A 20,035-nucleotide genomic window follows, 5' to 3' on the forward strand; every position below is an offset into this window, starting at 1 on the left:
TCGTGAGATCCCGTATGTCCTGACTGAAAGGGCCGTCCCATGGCCACGACAACCGCACCGACCAAGGCCCGAGGCAGAGGTGACCGCTGGGCCGGTCCGGGGATGCTGTTGCCCTTCTCCCTGTTCTACCTGCTCTTCCTGGTGGGGCCGCTGATCTACACCGTCGTGGCCGGCTTCTTCGAGACCAGCCTGCTCAAGTCGGGGCTCGGTGACTTCGCCGGTCTCTCCAACTACGCGGCCGTGCTGGGCGACAGCGAGTTCTGGCGCACGCTCAAGAACACGCTGTGGTTCACCGTGCTGACCACCGTCCCGCTGGTGCTGCTCAGTCTGGTCCTCGCGATCCTCGCCGACCGCTTCGTCCGCGGCCGCTGGTTCTTCCGCTTCGCCTTCTTCGCGCCGTTCGTGCTGCCCTCGGCGGTCGTCGCGCTCATGTTCACCTTCATCTACGCGGACCAGGTGGGCCTCGCCCAGCAGGCCGCGAAGCTCGTCGGCGTGGACACCCCGCCGTCCTGGCTCGGCGATCCGGACTGGGCGATGATCTCCATCGCCGCCGCCACCGTGTGGTGGACGCTCGGCTTCAACTTCGTCCTGTACCTGGCCGGTCTGCAGGACATCCCGCGTTCCGTGCACGAGGCCGCGGCCATCGACGGAGCCGGGCCCTGGCAGCGCATCCGCCATGTGGTCGTGCCGATGCTCGGCCGCACCACGACCCTCGTCACGGTCCTCCAGGTGGTCGCCTCCCTGAAGGTCTTCGACCAGATCTACATGCTGACCAACGGCGGCCCCGACGGAAGCACCAGGCCGTCCCTGCAGCTCATCTACGACACGGGCTTCGTCGAAGGCCGCGTCGGCTACGCGTCGACGGTCTCGCTGCTGCTCTTCGTGGTGATCCTGCTGGTCTCGCTCGTCTGGTTCGCTCTCGTCCGCCGCGCCGAGAAGGAGCGCTGATCATGACCGCCACCGCCACACCTCCCGTGACCGAGCAGCGGACACCCGCGGCCGAGCCGCGTCGGAAGTACGACGCCGAGCGCCTGTTCAACCGGGTGGCCCTCGGAGTCCTCGTCGCCTTCTCGCTGCTGTGGCTGGTGCCGCTCGCCTGGGCGCTCGCCACCTCGATCAGGCCCTCGCAGGAGGTCATCACCGACCCCACCAGCTGGTTCACCGCCCACCCCACCCTCGCGGCGTACGGGGACCTGTTCGACGCGGGGAAGCTGCCCTACTGGTACGCGAACAGCTTCATCACCTCGATCCTGACGACCGTGCTCACGGTGCTGGCCGGGTCGCTCGCCGCCTTCGCGCTCTCGCAGACCCGTTTCAGGGCGCGCCGCGCCGCGTTCGTGATGCTCCTCGCCGGGATCATGATCCCGGGACAGGTCCTCATGATCCCGCAGTTCCTGGCGCTCCAGTCGGCTGGCCTGCTCAACACGTACTGGGGAGTGGTACTTCCCCAGGTACCCAACGTCGTCGCCGTGTTCGTCTTCAAGCAGTTCTTCGACGGCATCCCCAGGGAACTCATCGACGCGGCACGCGCGGACGGCGCGTCCTGGCTGCGCACGTACCGGCAGATCGTCATGCCCATCTCGCGTCCGGTGATCTCCGCCGTCACGATCTTCGTGTTCGTCGGCGTCTGGAACAACTTCCTGTGGCCCCTCCTGGTCGTCACCGACCCGGAGATGATGACCCTCCCCGTCGGGCTGACCTCCGTCCAGGACGTGTTCGGCGTCCCCTACGCCCAGTTGATGGCCTCCGCCGTGCTCGGTGCCATCCCGCTGCTCGCCGTGTTCGCGCTGTTCCAGCGGCGCATCGTCGAGGGCATCGCCGGGACCGGCCTCAAGTAGCCCCACCAGCACATCAGTTCACACCCCCTGAGAAAGGCTCCAGCATGCCGCACACCGCACGGTTCACCGTCGACCCCGAGTTCACCGTCGGGGAGGTGGACCCGCGCCTGTACGGATCCTTCGTCGAGCACATGGGCCGCTGCGTCTACACCGGCATCTACGAGCCGGAGCACCCCTCGGCGGACGCCGCCGGCTTCCGTACGGACGTCGCCGACCTGGTACGGGAACTCGGTACGGGCCTGGTCCGCTATCCCGGAGGCAACTTCGTCTCCGGCTACCACTGGGAGGACGGCGTCGGCCCGGCCTCCGAGCGGCCGCGCCGGCTCGACCTGGCCTGGCGCTCCATCGAGACCAACCAGGTGGGCACCAACGAGTTCCTCACCTGGGCCAAGCAGCACGGTCTCGACCCGATGATGGCGGTCAACCTCGGCACCCGCGGCATCGACGCGGCCCGCGCCCTGGTGGAGTACTGCAACCAGCCCGGCGGCACCGCCTGGTCCGATCTGCGGATCAAGCACGGCTACTCCGAACCCCATGACGTCAAGCTGTGGTGCCTGGGCAACGAGATGGACGGTCCCTGGCAGACCGGCCACAAGACGGCCACCGAGTACGGCAGGCTCGCGGCCGAGACCGGCAAGGCGATGCGCCAGGTCGACCCGTCCATCGAGCTGGTCGCCTGCGGCAGCTCGAACGCGGCCATGCCGACCTTCGGCACCTGGGAGCGCGAGGTCCTGGAGCAGACGTACGACGAGGTCGACTACCTCTCCCTGCACGCCTATTACGAGGAGTTCGACGGCGACCGCGCCAGCTTCCTGGCCTCCGGGGCGCACATGGACCAGTACATCCGCGACGTGGTCGCCACCGCGGACCACGTACGGGCCGCGCGCGGGGCCAAGAAGCACATCAGGCTCTCGTTCGACGAGTGGAACGTCTGGTACGCCGCCCGCTTCGTCGGCGAGCGCAATCTGGAGACCGCCGAGACACCCCGGCTGATCGAGGACACCTACAGCGTGACCGACGCCGTCGTCGTCGGCTCGCTGCTCATCACGCTCCTGCGCAACGCCGACCGGGTGGCCATCGCCTGCCTGGCCCAGCTGGTCAACGTCATCGCCCCGATCCGCAGCGAGCCGGGCGGCCCGAGCTGGCGGCAGACCATCTTCCACCCCTTCGCCCAGGCTGCCCGGTTCGCCACCGGCAGGGTGCTGCGCACCGAGGTCACCGGGTCCCGTATCGACACCCCGCGGCACGGCGACGTGTCGGCGCTCGACACGGTGGTGACGTACGACGAGGAGAGCGGCGCGGTGACCGTCCTCGCCGTCAACCGCGGTCAGGAGCAGTCCCTGAACCTGCGGGCCGAGCTGCGCGGTCCGCTGGCCGGCTACCGGGTCCTTGAGCACCTAGTCCTGGCCGACCAGGACCCGGACGCCGTGAACACCCAGGCGGACCCGAACCGCGTGACCCCGCGCGCCGACGGCGGAGCCGAGGTCTCGGCCGACGGCGCACTGGAGGCGGAGCTGGCCCCGGTGTCCTGGAACGTCATCCGCCTGACACCTGCTGCCTGACGCGTGACCCCTGCGTACGCCCCCGCCGTGTGACGTCATCCCGACGTCATCGACCGAACAGATCCGACCCCCACCCCATCGGGAGAATCTGATGTCGGCAAGACCCCGTACCCCCATACCCCCACTGCGCCTGGCCGCTCTCGTCTCCGCGCTGCTGGCGCTTCTGGCGGCCCTGCTCACCGCACAGACCGGGACGGCCGGCGCGGCGACCGGCACCGTACTGCGCAACGACACCGGCCTGTATCCCCGGGCCATCCGTCTCGCGCACAACGGGAGCGCCAACGGCCGCGTCCTGTCGTCGGTGGTCACGTTCTCCGGGAACAACGGACTCGGGACCGTCTACGAGAGCACCGACTCCGGCACGTCCTTCCGCCAGGTCGGCGCGGTCGCCGACCCGGAGGCGGCGGGCGGGCAGGGACTCTGCTGCTCCACGCTCTTCGAACTCCCGCGGGCCATCGGCAGCCTGCCCGCCGGCACCCTGCTGTGGGCGGCCTCGGTCGGCCAGGACGAGACGAACCGGCGCATGGCCTTGCGCGTCTTCAAGAGCAACGACGTGGGACGCAGCTGGAGTTACCTGTCCACCATCGCCACCGCGGGCAGCACCGGGGGTCTGTGGGAGCCCGAGTTCTCCGTCGACGCCTCCGGGCAGCTGGTCGCCCACTATTCGGACGAGACCGACTCGGCCCACAGCCAGAAGCTGATGGCCGCGCGCACCTCGAACGGTACGACCTGGACCGGACACCGCGCCACCGTCGTCAGCCCCGTCGTCTCCGACCGCCCCGGGATGGCGGTCGTCCGCAAGCTCGGCAACGGCACCTACTTCATGTCGTACGAGATCTGCTCGGCCCCCGGGCAGTACCAGTGCGTGGTGCACTACCGGACCTCGGCCGACGGCTGGGACTGGTCGAGCGGGCCGTTCCTCGGCATCCGGCCCGAGACGGCCGACGGCAAGTACTTCAAGCACGCCCCGACCGTCGCCTGGGCCCCTCAGGCCGGTAATCCACTGGGCCGGCTCTTCCTGATCGGCCAGGTCCTGTACAACAAGGACGGCAGCGTGGCCGCCGGCAACAACAAGACCGTCTGGGTCAACAGCGCGGGCGGCAGCGGAACTTGGCGGGAGATCCCGGCGCCCGTCACCGTCGAGTCGACCGTCGTCGACTACTGCCCCAACTACAGCTCGGCCCTGCTGCCGTCGGCGGACGGCAACAGCCTGCTGGAGATTGCCACCGACTGGTCCAATGGCATATGCAAACCGTACTTCGCCACGAAGTCCGTACCGTCGTCCTGAGCCTTTGACCGCATGGCCTGTGGGCCGACCGCGACAACGCGTAGCGGTCGGCCCACAGCTGTTCTGTGCCCGGGCCTGCTCCCCTACCCCGCTCCACCGTCCGTCACGCGTGGTAAAGACCACTCGACGTTCCGGAATGCAATCGCGCCCGAGATGGGCATGAATATACGCGCCCGTGAACGTTGTGAAGGAGCACTGATCCCCGTGACGGTCGCCACGCCTCCCCCCATTCCCAGAGCGGCGGGATCCCTCCCGCTGCTGGGCCACGCGATACAGCTCATGCGCGACAACCTCGGCTTCATCGCCTCACTCCGCGAGACGTACGGTCCCGTGGTCGAGATAACCCTTCAGCCCGGCACCCGCACCCTCATCGTCCAGGACCCCGCACTGATCCGCACCATGCTCGTGGACCTCGGCCCCAGCCTCGACAAGGGCCGCTTCTTCGAGAAGATGGGCCAGCTCCTGGGCGACAGCGTGGTCACCGCGGCCGGCCAGGAACACGTGCGCAAACGCCGCCAGTTGCAGCCGGCGTTCACCCACACCGAGATCGCCCGGTACGTCGACATCATGCGCGACGAGGCGAGCGAGGCCGTCTCCCTCTGGAGACCCGGCCAGGTCGTCGACATCCGCGAGGCGATGGTCAAGCTCTCCCTCGACATGCTCACCAAGACCGTCTTCTCGGGCAGCCTCGACGAGGAAACGTTCCTGCGACTGCGCGGGGATCTGTCCGTGGTCATGAACGGCGTCGGGGCGCGCGTCATGCTGCCCGACTGGGCCGAGCGGCTGCCCCTGCCGTTCAACCGCCGCTTCGCCGAGGCCCGCGACGGCGTCCGCGCCACCGTCGACGCGGCGCTCGACCGGCTGCGGGCCTCCGGTCACGACACCGGTGACATGCTGTCGATGCTGCTGCGCGCCCAGGACGACGAGACCGGTGAGCACCTGACCGGGGACCAGATCTGCTCCGAGATCCTCACGCTCGCCGTGGCCGGCACCGAGACCACGGCGTCCGTACTGTCATGGGTGCTGTACGAACTCGCCCGCGACCACGACATCGAGGCCCGGGTCCAGGCCGAACTCGCGGAGGTACTGGGCGGTCGGCCGGTCACCTTCGACGACGTCATGCGGCTCCCCTACCTCAACCGCGTCATCACCGAGGCCCTGCGGCTGCATCACACGGGATGGCTCGTCACGCGCCGCACCGTCACGGACACCCGCCTCGGGGAGTGGACCGTGCCGGCCGGTACGGAACTGGCCTACTGCCAGCACGCCCTGCACCGCGACCCCGAACTCTTCGCCGACCCCCTCGACTTCAACCCCGACCGCTGGCTGGACGACGCGCAGGCCCGGCTGCCCGCAGGGGCGTTCCTCCCCTTCGGGGCGGGCAGACACAAGTGCATCGGCGACCGGTTCGCACTCACCGAGCTGATCACCGCGATCGCGACGATCACCCGCGAGGTACGGTTCGAGCTCGCGCCCGGCCAGATCGTCCGGCCCGTCGCCCGGGCCACCGTACGACCCAGGACCCTGCTGATGACCGTCAGCCCCCGGGAGGACGCCGGGCCCGAGCGGACCGATCCCGCCGGACCGTGAACTCCGTGACGAACATCCGCTTCCCACAGGGACGTTGGCGGGCCTCCCGTCATGTGACGGATCGAGTGGTTTGAGCTCCTCGTACGTGTGAATGCCCTGGTTCCTCGTCGGCCGTGCGCCAAGCATGATCACGTGAGTACACACGGCAAGAACACACCGGACGTGACCAGTTCAGACCCGAGCATCCCGGGCAGCCCGAACAGGAGGAGCACGGACGCGTCGAGCGGACAGCAACGCACGTCAGACGCTGCGGACAACTCGCCTCCCTCACCCCGATCGCACGGCGCGCCGCCGACTCGGCGCGCCGTGGTCACCGTGACCGGCGCCACGGCTCTCGCCGCCGGTCTCACCGCCGCCACCGCCGTTCCCGCCACCGCGCTGAGTCCTGCCGCCGTACCGTCGGCGGCACCGGCCGCGGCGCCACCCGGCACCGATCCCGCGTCGTACACCACGGTCGCCCGGGCCATCGTGGTCTTCGACAAGGACGACAAGTCCCTTGTCCCGACCTACCTGAAGGCCATCGAGAGCGGTCTGCCGCCGAGCGGGGCCAAGGCGTCAAAGCGGATCCTGATCGTCGGGGCCGGACCGGCCGGTCTGCTCGCCGCCGATCTCCTCAACCGGGTCGGCCACGACGTCGTCGTCATCGAGGCCAACGACAACCGCGTCGGCGGCCGGATCAAGACCTTCCGCAAGGGCGGCCACGAGAACGGGGAACAGCCCTTCGCCGACCCGCTGCAGTACGCCGAGGCCGGGGCGATGCGGCTGCCCGAGAGCCATCCGCTGCTCATGGCGCTGATCAAGAAGTTCGACCTCGCGCGACAGGAGTTCCTGCTGGTCGACGTGGAGGTCGACAACCCGACCAAGCGGGCCAACCGCACCTGGATGCACATCAACGGCGTCCACATGCGCCGCGCCGAGTACGAAGAGGACCCGGCGAAGATCAACGACACCTTCGGTGTCACGGGCCCCAACCGTACGAGGACGGCCGCCGCCATCCTCGCGGACGCCCTCGAACCCGCGCACACCCTCATCCGCGGCAAGGAGGGATCGGAGCTCGTCGACGGGTGGGTCAAGGTCCTCAAGCGGTACGGCCACTGGTCCATGTACCGGTACCTCACCGAGGTCGCCGCACTGGACACCAGGACCATCGACCTCGTCGGCACCGTCCAGAACCTGACCTCACGGCTCCATCTCTCCTTTCTGCACAGCTTCCTGGGCAGCGCGTTGATCGACCCCAAGACCAAGTTCTGGGAGCTGAAGGGCGGCACCGCGAAGCTCGTCGACGCGCTGTACGCGCCGGTGAAGGGCAAGGTGCGGCTCGACAGGCGTGCCGTCCGCATCGAACGCGGCGACGGCAAGGTGCGGGTGCACACCGTGTCCGAGGACTGCCAGACCGGCAAGGGCGGTGCCACGGAGGTCTTCGAGGGCGACGAGGTGATCGTCACCGTGCCCTTCTCCGGCTTGCGTCACGTGGCCTTCGACCCGCCGCTGACCTACGGCAAGCGCCGGGCCATCACGGAACTGCACTACGACGCCGCGACCAAGGTGCTGCTCGAGTTCTCCCAGCGCTGGTGGGAGTTCACCGAGGAGCAGTGGGAGGAGGAGCTGAACACCGTCGAGGACGGCCTTTACACCAAGTACAAGAGGGGCCGGGTCGAGGACGGCAGACACCTCGGCGCACACCGGAGCGTGCGGGATCTGGGGGTGACCGTGCCCGGCGAACTCAAGGAGTGCTTCAGCGCTTTCCGGCCCGCCGTGCACAGCGACCCCGAAGCAGCGCATGTCCGCGGCGGCGGCTCCGTGAGCGACAACGCCAACCGTTTCATGTTCTTCGAGCACGCCCATCCGATGGAGGGCAGCGACGGAGGCATCATTCTCGCCTCCTACAGCTGGTCCGACGACGCGCTGAAGTGGGACGCGTACGCCGACGAGGAGCGGTATCTGCGGGCGCTCGCCGGAGTGCAGGCCGTCTTCGGGCGGCGCTGCGAGGTGTTCTTCACGACCAAGTGCAAGACCCAGTCGTGGATGCGCGACCACTACGCCTACGGGGAGGCCTCGGTGCTCTTTCCGGGCCAGCACACCGAACTGTTCCCGGACATCCCCACCTCGGAGGGGCCCATTCATTTCGCGGGGTGCCACACGTCCATCAAGCCCGCCTGGATCGAGGGCGCCCTCGAATCCGCCGTGCGGACGGCGTTGAAGGTCCACACGGGCTGACGGGACCCGGTCCGGTGTTCCGCGCGTTCACCCGCCGGAACACCGGGGCGGGGTTCCGCCGCCGGGCCGGTGTCGCCGGCTCACGGTGTGAGGCAGGCCTGCAGGGCGGGTGCGTACCGTTCGACGACCACGTCGAGCGGTGTCGCGCGCAGTTCTCCGCCCCGTGCGATGCCGTACATCACGCCGAGGCCGAGCAGCATGCTCAGGGCGAGTTCGGCGCGCAGGCCCGCGTCGGGGCCGTCGAGGCGCAGGACGAGCCGGTCGCTCACCTGGGTGCGGAAGTTGGTGCGGAGCGTGTCTCCCTGGTTTCCGTGGAGCGGGGCGAAGACGATCCGCAGCAGCGGGTCGGCGCCGCGTTCGCTCTGGCTGACGAGGACGTGGCGGACCATGTGACGTCCGAGGTCTTCCAGAGGCGCGTCCAGCAGTGCGGTGGCGTCCTCCTCGAAGGACATCACCTGCGCGAAGAGCGCTTCCTTGTTGCCGAAGTACTTCATGATCAGAGGGGGGCTGACACCGGCCCGTTCGGCCACGGCCTTCAGCGTGATGTCCCCGTGGGCGTGCCGCGCGAGGAGGTGGCGGGCGGCGCGGAGGATCGCCGCTTTGGTGGCTTCGGCGTCCCGGCGGTTCGGGCCGCCGTCCGGGGCCGTCCCGGTCGTAGCCGTCACCGTCGCGGTCTTCGAGGACCTCATGATTCTCCTGCTCCCTCCAGCGACCTGGCCGCGGCCCGTCCGCCGCGCCGCCGGCGTGACGACCGGCCGATCTTCTCCGGCGTGCTGCTCCCCGGTATCGCCAGGGCCATCGCACACCCGGCCAGTGCGACCGCCCCGGCCATCGCGAAGGCCAGCAGATAGCCCCGCAGGCTGGGCAGGAGCAGTCCGCCGACCGGGCTGATGTGATGCACCAGTATGGCGGCCACGGCGGCACTGCACACGGCCTGGCCGATGGTTCGCATCAGCACGTTGACACCGCTCGCCGAACCGGTCTGCGCGGCGGGTACGGCGCCCAGGATCAGCGTGGGAAGGGCCGAGTAGGCGAGAGCCGTACCCGCCGACACGATGGCGCCGCCCAGGATGATCACCCACAGGTCGCGGCTGTCCAGGATCCGTATGCCGTACCCGCACGCGATGACGACGGCCCCCAGGGCGAGTGTCACGCGGGGGCCGCGCGACAACGAGATACGGGCGGAGACCGGGGACAGGAACAGCATGATGACGCCGCTGGGCAGCAGGCACAGCCCGGCGCCGACGATCGACAGGCCCAGCCCGTATCCGGTGCCTTTGGGCGCCTGTACGAGCTGGGCCGTGACCAGGGAGTTGGCGTAGAAGGAGAATCCGACGAGGAGCGCGGTCAGGTGCGGCAGCGCGACGCGTGGTTGGGCGGCCAGCCTGAGGTCGACCAACGGCCGTTCGGCGCGCAGTTGCTGCCACCACCACAGGGCCAGGGAGAGCGCGAAGCCCGCGAACAGCACGATCACCGGCACGCTGGCCCACCCCCATTCACCGCCCTGCGAAACCGCCAGGAGCAGGCAGACGAGCACCGTGGCCAGGCCGAGCGCGCCGAGCGTGTCGAACCGGCCCGGGTGCCGTACGGCCGACTCGTCCACCGCCCACCAGGCGAGGGCGATCCCCGCCGCGCCCAGCGCGGCCGACACCCAGAACATGGTGTGCCAGTCCGCGTACTGCACGATGAGTGCCGCGAGCGGCAGGCCCAGCGCGGCGCCGATGCCGACCGTGGAACTCATCAGGGCGACGGCGGAGACGGTGCGCTCGGGCGGCAGTACGTCACGGAGGATGCTGATCGACAGGGGCACCACGGCCGCCGCGGCGCCCTGGAGCGCCCGCGCCGCGATGAGCACCCGGATGTCCGAGGTCAGCGCGCACAGCACCGACCCGGCCGTCATCAGCGAGAGGGCCATGATGAGGACGCGCTTCTTGCCGTACATGTCCCCGGCCCGGCCGAGCACCGGCGTCAGCACGGCGCCCGCGAGGAGCGTCGCGGTGACGGTCCACGACACGGCGGCCGCGGAGGATCCGGTCAGCCTCGGCAGGTCGGGGAGCAGCGGTACGACGGCGGTCTGCATGACCGCCATCAGGATTCCGCCGTACGCGAGGACGGGAACCGTCAGTCGGGCCCGGAGCCCCTCCGGGGACGCGGACTTCCTGGTTCGGGAAGGCTCCTTGGGTGTCGGATCCTGCATGGCACTTCCCCGAACGCGAGACACGGCATGGTGAACAGCCATTCACCTTAGTTCATGAATGGCTGTTCACCAACTGCCCGGAGGCATTCGGAACGGTTTGAAATCTCTGGTGAATTTCCATTCACCCAATATCGCGATCAATGTGGGCCGCCCCTGTTCCCCTGTTCGCCCCGCGTCCGTTCTCGCTAGGACGCCTTCGGGCCGGGCGGGCCGGGGGCCGCCGTGCCTGCGGCGTCCAGGTCCTCGATGGTCCCGCCGACCTTCGCGCGCAGCGTCGCGAGCGTCTTCGGCTTCGCGCTGATGGCCCACTGCGGGCCGACCAGGTACTTGCCTCCGTAGAGGGAGGCGCTGTCGAGCCAGGTCAGCTTGTACTTCTCCGCGGGGAAGGTCGTGATGAGGTATTCGCCCTCGGCGGTGTCGCAGACGCCCTCGCGCAGTTCGTCCGCGTCGGTCCGGATCTTGACCTTGCAGCCGGTCAGGTCGGCGATCACCTCGACCTTCGCCGGTGCCACCACACCGGCGGAGGGGGCGGACATCGCGGAGGTCTCCGCCTGACTGCCCTTGGCGTCGCCGTCCTCGTCCCCGCCGCAGGCCGTGGCCAGCGGCAGCAGAGCCAGACCGCCGACCAGGGCGACGGCGCGCACTGCGCGGGCGACAAGGGCGCGGCCGGTACGTCCTCGCTGTGGCTGCTGTGGCACGTGCCTCTCCGTATCCGTGCTGGTCCCGCGCGAGCGGGCAGTGTCCACCAGGGATACGGAAGAGGCGTTCGGGCCGTTCACCGACCGTGCCCGGCTCTGCCGGTCCGCTCAGCTGAACGGGTCGAGCGTGATGTACGCCGTCTGCGGGTTGCCGTCGTTGACCAGCGACTCATGGGCGCCGACGTCGTCGAAGGCGAAGCCGTAGGCCTTGCCGTCGGCCATCTGCTCGTGGATCTTCTTGGAGTAGTGGTTGGTCACCGCGTCCTGGTAGAAACCGGCCGAACTGCTGTCGGGCTGGTTGGGGTTGGTGAGGAGCGTGGAGCGGTTGTAGCCCGCGCACAGGGTGCGGGAGATCGGGCCGCGGACGAGGTCGTTGGGCGCGTCCAGGTACTTGTAGCAGCCGAAGACACTGTCCGAGTCCGGCTTCTGGAAGGTGGTGACGACGGCGCCGGAGCTGTTGGTGAAGTTCATGACGTTGCCGGAGACCCTGCCGAAGTACTTGGTGCCGGGTTGGTCCTTGAACGGTGTCACCGTCAGGGTGGAGCCGGCGTACTTGGTCCACACCCGGTTGATGTAGTCGTTCATGACGGTGCTCGGCAGAGCGCCCGCCTCGATGCCGTGGCCCGGCGCGAGGGCTCGCAGGACGGTGCCGTCCGAACGGGTCCTGATGAGGTTGGCCCAGCCGCCGGACTGACTCCGCAGGGAGTTGAAGAAGGCGTTGTAACCGCCCGCCTTCAGGTGCCCGGTGGTCTTGACCGTCCCCGCGGCGGTCTTGACGCCGACCGCGTACGGGGCCGAGAACATGTCGACCTGAGTGCTGTTGATCCACAGCCCTCCGTCGTTCAGGGTGTACTCGGTCCAGTTGAAGAGGATGTTCGCGTTCGGGTCGCTCGGGTTCTGCACCGCGGGCTGCACGAGACCGCCGGTGGTCAGCTTGAAGACCAGCTTCTGGCCGTACGAGAAGTAGACCCGGCCGGAGAACTTCGGCATGCGGATCGTCTTGGTCTGGCCGTTGGCCGGTCCGGCGATCGAGGCGTCGGGCGCGGGGGTCGGCGGGTTGCCGCCCGCGGGCCAGGCGTGGAAGGTGCCGTTCGCGTCGGCCCAGCCCTGCTGGCCGGTCGAGAGCAGGGTTCCGATGACGTAGACGTAGACCTGGTCGCCGCGCCCGGAGTTGTTCTTGAGTTCGAGCGGGATGGTCGTCGGCACCGCCGCCTCGGCATGGGACACGGGGCCCAGCGCCGTGATTCCCGTGCCGACGGCCGCCGCGGCGACCAGGGCCACCAGCGTTTTTCTTAGGGCAAGCACGCTCGTCCTCCTGCCATGTGGAAGCGGATCATTCTGTTCCTATGAGAGCGCTCTCAGAGTGCTCCGATGAGGAGGACACGTCAAGGTCTAGACCAACATCGGTTTCCGCCGCTTCGCGGAGCGAGCGGCCCGCGCACGAGCGCGGCCCGGCAGCGCCGACTCATTGGCACTGCCGGGCGATGCCTGGCGGGTACGCGCGGCTGGTGCGGCCCGTCAGCCGCGGGCCATCGCGATGGAACCGGCGAGCCGCTCCCCCGCCTCGTAGATCATGTACGGGACGCCACCGTCCGTACCGAACGACGGGGCGGCTGCGCGGCCGTTCTCCGGCGCCGCGCTCCGGGAGTTGTAGAAGACCCCGAGGTGCGTGCGCTTGCTGAAGTCGTTGCCGACCTCGGTGATCATGATGTCGCCGCCGCTCGACTTGTCCTTGTTGTAGACGACGTACGTGCTGTTGTTGCGGTACAGCAGGTGAGGGCCGCCGACGTTCACGGCGCCGACGTCCGTGTGCCGGACGAGCGGCTGCTGGTCGAAGGTCCAGTTGCGCCCGTCGGCCGACCAGCCCCAGTGGATGTCGCGGTGGTTGGTGGTGTTGTTCAGCATGAAGACCATCACGAAGTGGGCGCCGCGGGACGGCAGTTCGTGCGCGAAGACGCGGGCGTACGACGTCTCGGTGGTGCCGCTGGGCAGCATGGACGTGGACAGGACGACCTTGTCGTAGGTGAAGTTGATGCCGTCCTTGGAGCGGGCCAGACGTGTCGTCGTGTTCTCCCCGTGGAAGTACATCCACATTTCCTTGGAGCTCTCGATCCACATCACGTGTGCGGACGCGACATGGCTGACGTTGTAGTGCGGCGCCCAGTTGTTGGAGACGATCGGGTTGTTCGGGTACTCCGTGAAGGGGCCCTCAAGGGAGTCCCCGTAGGCCAGGCAGATGCCGCCGGGCGCGTCGTGCGGCCCGTAGTACAGGTAGTACTTGCCCAGGGGGTTGGAGAGGCGGCCGGCCGTGCCCCGGATGCACGGGAAGATGATCTCGCCCGTCGGGTTGTACTTCAGCTGGGACGGTGTGAGCAGGGTGCGTACGTACTTGTAGTCGGGGAAGCCGCCGGGCGCCGCGGCTACTGCCGGGGCGGCGGTCCCGTCCGCGGTGAGGGCGGACGCGGCCGGGGCGGCGGTCCCGTCCGTGGTGAGGGCGGACGCGGCCGGGGCGGCGGTCCCGTCCGCGGTGAGGGCGGACGCGGCCGGGGCGGTGAGCCCGCCCACGGTCAGGGCGGCGCCGGTGGCGGCACCGGCACGCAGGAACAGACGACGGCCGGGACGCGGCTCGTTCATGGTCGACTCCAGGAAGAGAAGCGGGCGTGCTGACGGGAGTTGCGGTGCACAGGCCACGACCGGTCGTGGCCGCCGGTCAGAGGTAGGTGGCGGCGGTGACGCACAGCCCGCCCAGGGCGACGGCCCATACATAGGGCAAGGTGCGCACCATGACCTGCTGCGGGGTGACGCCGGCGTACTGGGCGGCCCACACCGTCTGGGTGCTGGTGGGGTCGGCGACGCCGAAGACCTGGTTGTACGAGGTGGCCATGCCGAGGACGACCGCGGCCGGGTAGATCCCGGTGGAGATGAGGACACCGGCGATACCGGCACCCAGTCCGAACACGTTCAGCGGCCCCCGGTACAGGCACAGCGGCACGAGCAGGGTGAAGACGCCCACGAACAGCACGGCGTTCTGCGGACTGACCGCCTTCACCAGTGGTTCGAGCGCCTCGACCGCGCCGGGAAGTTTCACCGCGGCCAGCAGGATGCCGATGGCGATGAACAGGGCGATCGGCGGGGCCGCCACCTCGAAACCGCCGTACAGGGTGCGCAGCAGCCGCTTGTTCATCTCCCGGGGGCGGGTGGTGGTGACCAGCGCGTACAGGACGCCCGCCAACAGGGAGGGGATGATGGCGAGTTCGAAGCCCAGGGCGAGGATCAGCGGCACCGCCGGGGTGAGCAGCGCGTACCAGGGGGCGTCACCCAGCCGCTGCCTGCGGCTCGGCGAACTCGGCTTTTCCTGGAGCGACTTGAGGGACCAGGTGTGCTCCACGCCCCGTCGGCGCGACTCGACGAACACGTACAGGAGCGCGGCCACCAGGGCGAACGGGAACAGCTTCACCATGAAGCCGCGGACGGTCGGCACGGGCAGTTCGAGAGCGGTGGAGAAGAACTGCCACAGCGGCAGCTCGAAGGGGATGCCCACCGCGATGCCCATGAGGATGGTTCCGGCCGCGGTCACCTTCGGGATGCCCACCGCGATCATGGCAGGGATGCCGATGAGCCCGGCGAGCATCGCGGCGGGAGCGGATCCGGTGACGGTGCCGACGAGCGCGGAGACCGCCAGCACACCGAGGGCCACGACGACCGGCCGGTCACCGCCGAACTCGACGATCTTGCGTACGAGGGTGGCGGCGACCCCCGTCTCCTCCAGGAGCTTGCCGAGCCACGACCCCAGCACGATGGCGATCATGGTGGCGGCCAGCGCGGGCGCGCCCTCCTGGAGCACCGTGTCGATGACGCTGTTCTTGCCGGTCAGCGGTGCGCCGGCGACGAAGGCGATGACGACGGCGAGGATGACGAGCGCGAACGCCGTGGGCAGTTTGCGGGTGAGCATGGCGGCGACTCCCGCGGCCATGACGAGCAGGATGAGGACACCCATGGCTCAGTTCTCTCTTCTTGGCGCGCCGACGGCGGCGGCGAGCGCGGCGGTCAGCAGGAGGGGGCTGCGGCCGAGTCCGCAGACGGTACGGGCGTAGGCGTGGGCGGCGATCTCCTCGGCCCCGGCGACATGGGCGAGGACGCGGAAGCGGCCGAGCCGCAGCGCGGTGTGCCCGATCGCCTCCTTGAGCGCGGCCCGCGTCTCCTTGTGGTGGAAGTGCTCGTGCGCGCTCTCGTGGGCGAGGGCCGCGGCGCGTACGGATCCCACCGGATACCAGGAGCGCCAGCCGAGTTCGTCGATGAGCCGCTCGGCCCGGTCGACGGTGTCGAGGCAGATCTCGACGGTGGCGGGCCGCGAGGTGTAGCGGGCGAGCAGCAACTCGTCGAGTCCGTCGTCGCGTTCCACGATCCGGGCGCGGCACGGCCCGGGTTCGAGGGCGGCGCCGAACGCGTCGGCCGCCTCGGCCCACCGGCGCAGCAGGGCGGGATCCCGTCCCTCGTGGGTGGGCGTGCCGGCGAGCAGGCGCACCGCGAGATCGAGGTCGTCGGTCTCGCCGGTGTCCTTCGGCTCGTGCGTGTCGTGCGTGGCCGGGTCGGCAACGGGTTCGTGGGTCTTCCCCGTCTCCGCCGTCGCGAGGGAGCGGTTCATGACCGCACCTCCACCACGGCCACCACGGGCTCGTCGGCCGCGCGGTCCCGCATCTCGCTGCGGGCCAGGGCGAGCAGCGGCTGCGGGTCGAGGACTCCGGAGAGGTCGGCGATACGGGAGCCGAGGAGGAGCCGCAACGCGGGGGCCCGGACTCCGCCGTCACCGTACGACGTCGCCTCGCGGACGAGGTTGCTGAGCAGTTCGGGCGCGGCGCCCACGGTGGTGGCGGCCACCTGTGCGTCGGAGGCGTGCAGGCGTACGACACCGTCGGCGTCCACGACGCGCACGGGGTGCCGGGAAGCCCGCAGCCGGCGGCGCACCTCGGTGCCGTAGACCGTGTGGGCGGGTGTGCCGGCGAGGACGCGGACCCGGTCAGGGTCGGTCTTGAGGCTGGCGGCCGCCGCGGCGAGGCGTTCGGTGTCGTCGGCACTGTGCGAGCGGTCCTGGGTACGCAGTTCGGTGGCGCCGGTGGCGATGGCGCGGACGGTGCTGGTCTGCGGGTCGACGGTCACCTCGACCTCGACTCCGTCGGCGGCGGCGCCCTGGGCGACGACGGCCCGCTCGGCCTCGGCGCGTACGGCGAGGATCTGTTCCTGGGTGGCGCCGGGGATGATCCGCTCGACCTGCTCGCGCACCAGGGCCAGGGCCACGCCGATCGGGCTGATGACCTCGTTGTTGCGGGCGATCCTGCCCTCCATGCCGGTGAGGGCCGCGAGGTGCGGGGTGACGGTGGCGGCTCCTCCCCCGCCGCCGACGAGGACCGCGGTGTCGGCGTCGAGGCGGTAGTCGCGCACGATCCTGTCCACCACCGACTTCACCTGCTCGGCGCCCGCGTCGAGGATGCGGGCCGCGGCCGTGGGCACGTCCACGCCCATCGCGGCGGCGAGCGGGGCGATCGCGGCCCGTGCCACCTGCTGGTCGCAGTGCGCGAAGTCGCCCTCGGGGACACGGCCGAGCGCGTTGGCGGCGCAGGTCATGGTGATGGCGTACCGGCCGCCCGCCGCGTCCAGGACGGCGTGGTCGGCCGGGTCGTCGGGCATCGGACGCACGGTGGCCAGGGTGGCGTCGCGCAGGTCGGCCGGATCGGCGAAGCAGGCGTAGGGCAGTCCCGCGATGTGGGCGCTGCGCGGTCCGACGGCCGTGACACGGGCCTGGTCGCCCCGGGTCAGGTCGACGCGGACCATCGAGCCGCCGCCGACACCGACGGTGCGGACGTCGAGTGCGTTGAGGTAGGAGCTCCTGCCGAGCATGGTGGCGTGCCGGACGGCGACCTTGCCGCGGCGGATGACGCTGATGTCGGTGGAGGTGCCGCCGGTTTCGAGGAAGACCCCCTCGCTGATCCGCTCCTGCATCAGGGCGCCGGCGACTCCGGCCGCCGGGCCCGAAAGGACGGTCAGCAGCGGCCGTCGGCGCATCTCGTCGAGCGCCATGACACCACCGTCGCAGCGCATGACCATGAGCGGCGCGGTGATGCCCGCCTTGGTGATGGACGCGTCGACGAGGTCGGCGGTGGCGAGCATCCGCGGCAGGATGGCCGCGTTGACGACGGCGGTACGGGTCCGCTTGTGCAGTCCGTACAGCGAGGTGATCTCGTGCGCGGCCGTCATCGGGAGCCCGGCGGGGCGGGCGGCCTCCAGTACCGACTGCTCGCCTTCCGGGCGGTCCACGGCGAACGGCTCGGTGGCTACGAGGACTTCGGCTCCGGCCGCCGTGACCTGCTCGACCGCGGCGCGTACGGCACTGGCGTCGTCCGGGTCGGGCACGTGGGCGTAGGCGAGCGGAAGCCGTTTGCCGGGGGCGAGTTCGAGTCGGCCGAGGGCCGCGAGCCGGCGGGTGAGGACGGCGCCTGGCCCGCTGCCGATGCCGATCAGGCCGACGGTGGCGACGTCGCCCTCCAGCAGGGCGTTGGTGGCCTGGGTGGTGCCGTGCGCCAGGAACGCGACGTCGGCGGGGTCGCGGCCGACCTGCTGGAGCAGTCGGTCCAGCGCCTCGACGATGCCGTGGGCGACACCGTCCTCGTGATGGTGGCTGGTGGGGACCTTGACCTGTCCCAGCAAGCTCAGTGTGGTGGCGTTCACGGCCACGGCGTCGGTGAAGGTTCCGCCGACGTCGATGCCGACGCGAATTCTGTGGGTGGTCATGTCTGGGCACCTCCTTGTGCTCTGTCAGTCATGCGCGGCGCCGGCCGGGCGGACAGACCGGCTGGTTCAGCAGCCGGTCCGCCCGGAGCGGGCACGCGGTACGGCGACCGGGGCCGCCGTGTGCACCGTTGTTCAGTGACCCCGTGGGTTCAGTGACCCCGTGGGTCCGATGTCTCCATGAGTCCGATGTCCCCGTGGGTTCAGTAGCCCCGTACGTCGGGCCAGTGGCGCTGCACTCCGGCACGGTCGAGCCCGCGTGCGAACTCCTCGAACCGCTTGTCCTCGGCCTGGACCTGGTGGGGTTCGACGTCCTCGGCCAGACAGTGGGCGGCCAGGGCGCCCGCGACCTCGCCGATGTTCCACTCCACCGGGTGGAGCCGGTAGCAGCCGTTGGTGATGTGCGTCGTGCCGATGTTCTTGCCGGCGGGCAGCAGGTTGCGGACCCGCCCGGGCACCAGCGCGCCGAGCGGGATCTCGAAGGGCACCGAGCCGATGTCGATGTAGTTGTCGCCGCCGGTCGAGGGGTGCAGGTCGATCCGGTAGTTGCCGACCCCGACCGAGTCGCGGTACTTGGTGCCGCCGTAGGGGCCGACCAGGTCGATCGCCACGTCGTGCTCGGTGACGGTGGTGACCGCCTTGATCCGGCGCGACTCCCGGACGTACGGCGCCTTCGCGAGGCCGTCCGGAGTGCCGGTCACGTCCGGGCGCGGGCGCAGACCCGGGAACCCGGTGCCGCCGTCCTGCCTGGGCGCCTCGGTCTGCAGCCAGTAGAGGACCGACAACGACAACTGCCGTGCTCCGGCGACCGCTTCGGCCCCTGTCCGCGCCCCCGCCCCGACGAGCGGCTTCAACCAGTAGTCGTTCAGCGGCCAGTTGACGAGGGTGATGTCGGAGTCGAAAGCGCCGGGCCGGTGCAGCTTGCGCGCCAGGATGCGGCGGAAGCCCCACAGTTCCTTGTCGCCCGCGTCCGCGCTCTGGTCGGCGCTCACGGCGAGCGGGTCGAGCTCCGGGTTGGGCTCGAAGGTACGCGGCACGGACTCCAGGGACCGCGGATCCGGCGCCTCGAAGCCCAGCAGGGGTCCGGGCCAGAAGTCGGGCCGGTACTCCCGCCAGAAGTCGTAGTCGGCGGGCCGCTCGATGGTGCGGTCCTGGCCCTCGTGGTGGGAGAGCGCGAAGCACACGGTGATGCCCTGCTGGTTGAGCGGCTGGGCCTCGTCAGGGGCGTGCGGTTCGTCGTACTCGGACCGCGCCTCGGCCCCGATGACGTGCTCGACGCCCGCGAGTTCGAGGAGTTCACCGGTCTCGGTGGCGTCGATGACGTAGCGGGCCGGGACGGTGACCCGCCGCCCGTCGTGGCGGTGCTCCAGGGTCACGGAGCGTACGACATCGTTGTCGGCCTCGGCCGCGACGGGCCGGTGGTCGGTGAGGACGGTCAGCCGGCCGGCGGCCCGGTGGGGCGCGAGCATCGCCTCGATGACGGCGAGTGCCACGCGCGGCTCGTGGCAGAGCTTGCTCACGCGCCCGGCGCCCGGGTTGAGGTCCGCGAGTGCCAGGGCCTCGGAGCGCAGCGGGTACCACTGTCGGTAGAACTGCCTTATGCCCTCCCGCAGTTGACGGTAGGTGGCGGTGGTGCCGAACTGTTCCACCCATGGGTGCTCGTCCGGTGGCACCGCCTGCGAGGTGAGCTGTCCGCCGAGCCAGTCGGTCTCCTCGGTGAGCACGACGCTGCGTCCGGCCCGGCAGGCAGCCAGCGCGGCGGCGACGCCGCCGAGTCCGCCGCCCACGATGAGGATGTCGGCCTTCGGTATCACGCTTCTCCTTGCTGATGGTTCTCGGTGATGACTGGCACCGGTGGTGCA

Annotated in this window: 15 protein-coding genes; 6 read left to right on the forward strand and 9 right to left on the reverse strand. The window is 70.0% G+C overall.

All coding sequences use genetic code 11. The annotated features are described in order from the left end of the window. Positions 1 to 39: 39 nt before the first annotated feature. The 6 genes from OHS59_RS04290 (at position 40) to OHS59_RS04315 (ending at position 8,495) form a co-directional block, all read left to right on the forward strand. Positions 40 to 948: a carbohydrate ABC transporter permease gene (locus OHS59_RS04290; protein WP_328492044.1), complete on the forward strand. Its 909-nt coding sequence runs from the start codon at positions 40 to 42 to the stop codon at positions 946 to 948. A gap of 2 nt (positions 949 to 950) precedes the next feature. Further along, complete coding sequence (locus OHS59_RS04295; RefSeq protein WP_328492045.1) at positions 951 to 1,838, forward strand: carbohydrate ABC transporter permease; 888 nt, start codon at positions 951 to 953, stop codon at positions 1,836 to 1,838. A 44-nt stretch (positions 1,839 to 1,882) separates the two neighbouring features. Beyond that, on the forward strand, positions 1,883 to 3,400 hold the full coding sequence (gene arfA / locus OHS59_RS04300) for an arabinosylfuranosidase ArfA (protein WP_328492046.1): 1,518 nt from the start codon (positions 1,883 to 1,885) through the stop codon (positions 3,398 to 3,400). 91 nt (positions 3,401 to 3,491) lie between these two features. Further along, positions 3,492 to 4,688, forward strand: a complete 1,197-nt coding sequence (locus OHS59_RS04305) for an exo-alpha-sialidase (RefSeq protein ID WP_328492047.1) — start codon at positions 3,492 to 3,494, stop codon at positions 4,686 to 4,688. 204 nt (positions 4,689 to 4,892) lie between these two features. Next, positions 4,893 to 6,278: a cytochrome P450 gene (locus OHS59_RS04310; RefSeq protein ID WP_328492048.1), complete on the forward strand. Its 1,386-nt coding sequence runs from the start codon at positions 4,893 to 4,895 to the stop codon at positions 6,276 to 6,278. A gap of 306 nt (positions 6,279 to 6,584) precedes the next feature. Further along, entirely contained in the window at positions 6,585 to 8,495 is a 1,911-nt protein-coding gene (locus OHS59_RS04315; protein WP_328492049.1) for a flavin monoamine oxidase family protein, read from the forward strand. 80 nt (positions 8,496 to 8,575) lie between these two features. On the opposite strand, the gene OHS59_RS04320 is transcribed toward OHS59_RS04315, so the two are convergent. From OHS59_RS04320 to OHS59_RS04360, 9 genes are all read right to left on the reverse strand, one after another. Beyond that, positions 8,576 to 9,184: a TetR/AcrR family transcriptional regulator gene (locus OHS59_RS04320; RefSeq protein WP_328492050.1), complete on the reverse strand. Its 609-nt coding sequence runs from the start codon at positions 9,182 to 9,184 to the stop codon at positions 8,576 to 8,578. Next, on the reverse strand, positions 9,181 to 10,692 hold the full coding sequence (locus OHS59_RS04325; RefSeq protein ID WP_328492051.1) for an MFS transporter: 1,512 nt from the start codon (positions 10,690 to 10,692) through the stop codon (positions 9,181 to 9,183). Before OHS59_RS04325 ends, OHS59_RS04320 begins: the two co-directional genes overlap by 4 nt. A gap of 185 nt (positions 10,693 to 10,877) precedes the next feature. Next, a complete protein-coding gene (locus OHS59_RS04330; protein WP_443061378.1) occupies positions 10,878 to 11,390 on the reverse strand; it encodes a hypothetical protein in 513 nt (170 codons plus the stop codon). 108 nt (positions 11,391 to 11,498) lie between these two features. Then, complete coding sequence (locus tag OHS59_RS04335) at positions 11,499 to 12,695, reverse strand: glycoside hydrolase family 64 protein (protein ID WP_443061379.1); 1,197 nt, start codon at positions 12,693 to 12,695, stop codon at positions 11,499 to 11,501. A gap of 213 nt (positions 12,696 to 12,908) precedes the next feature. After that, positions 12,909 to 14,024: a hypothetical protein gene (locus OHS59_RS04340; RefSeq protein ID WP_328492052.1), complete on the reverse strand. Its 1,116-nt coding sequence runs from the start codon at positions 14,022 to 14,024 to the stop codon at positions 12,909 to 12,911. A 76-nt stretch (positions 14,025 to 14,100) separates the two neighbouring features. Then, positions 14,101 to 15,387, reverse strand: coding sequence for a TRAP transporter large permease subunit (locus tag OHS59_RS04345; RefSeq protein WP_328492053.1), 1,287 nt, complete (start codon positions 15,385 to 15,387; stop codon positions 14,101 to 14,103). A 3-nt stretch (positions 15,388 to 15,390) separates the two neighbouring features. Beyond that, positions 15,391 to 16,035 carry a hypothetical protein gene (locus OHS59_RS04350; RefSeq protein WP_328492054.1) on the reverse strand — a complete coding sequence of 215 codons (645 nt, stop codon included), beginning with the start codon at positions 16,033 to 16,035 and terminating at the stop codon, positions 15,391 to 15,393. Continuing rightward, a complete protein-coding gene (locus tag OHS59_RS04355; RefSeq protein ID WP_328492055.1) occupies positions 16,032 to 18,176 on the reverse strand; it encodes a hydantoinase/oxoprolinase family protein in 2,145 nt (714 codons plus the stop codon). The genes OHS59_RS04350 and OHS59_RS04355 overlap by 4 nt, the downstream gene beginning before the upstream one ends. Before the next feature lie 200 nt (positions 18,177 to 18,376). Then, entirely contained in the window at positions 18,377 to 19,987 is a 1,611-nt protein-coding gene (locus tag OHS59_RS04360) for an FAD-dependent oxidoreductase (RefSeq protein WP_328492056.1), read from the reverse strand. Positions 19,988 to 20,035: the final 48 nt, after the last annotated feature.

The organism is Streptomyces sp. NBC_00414, from assembly GCF_036038375.1.
Taxonomy (GTDB): domain Bacteria; phylum Actinomycetota; class Actinomycetes; order Streptomycetales; family Streptomycetaceae; genus Streptomyces.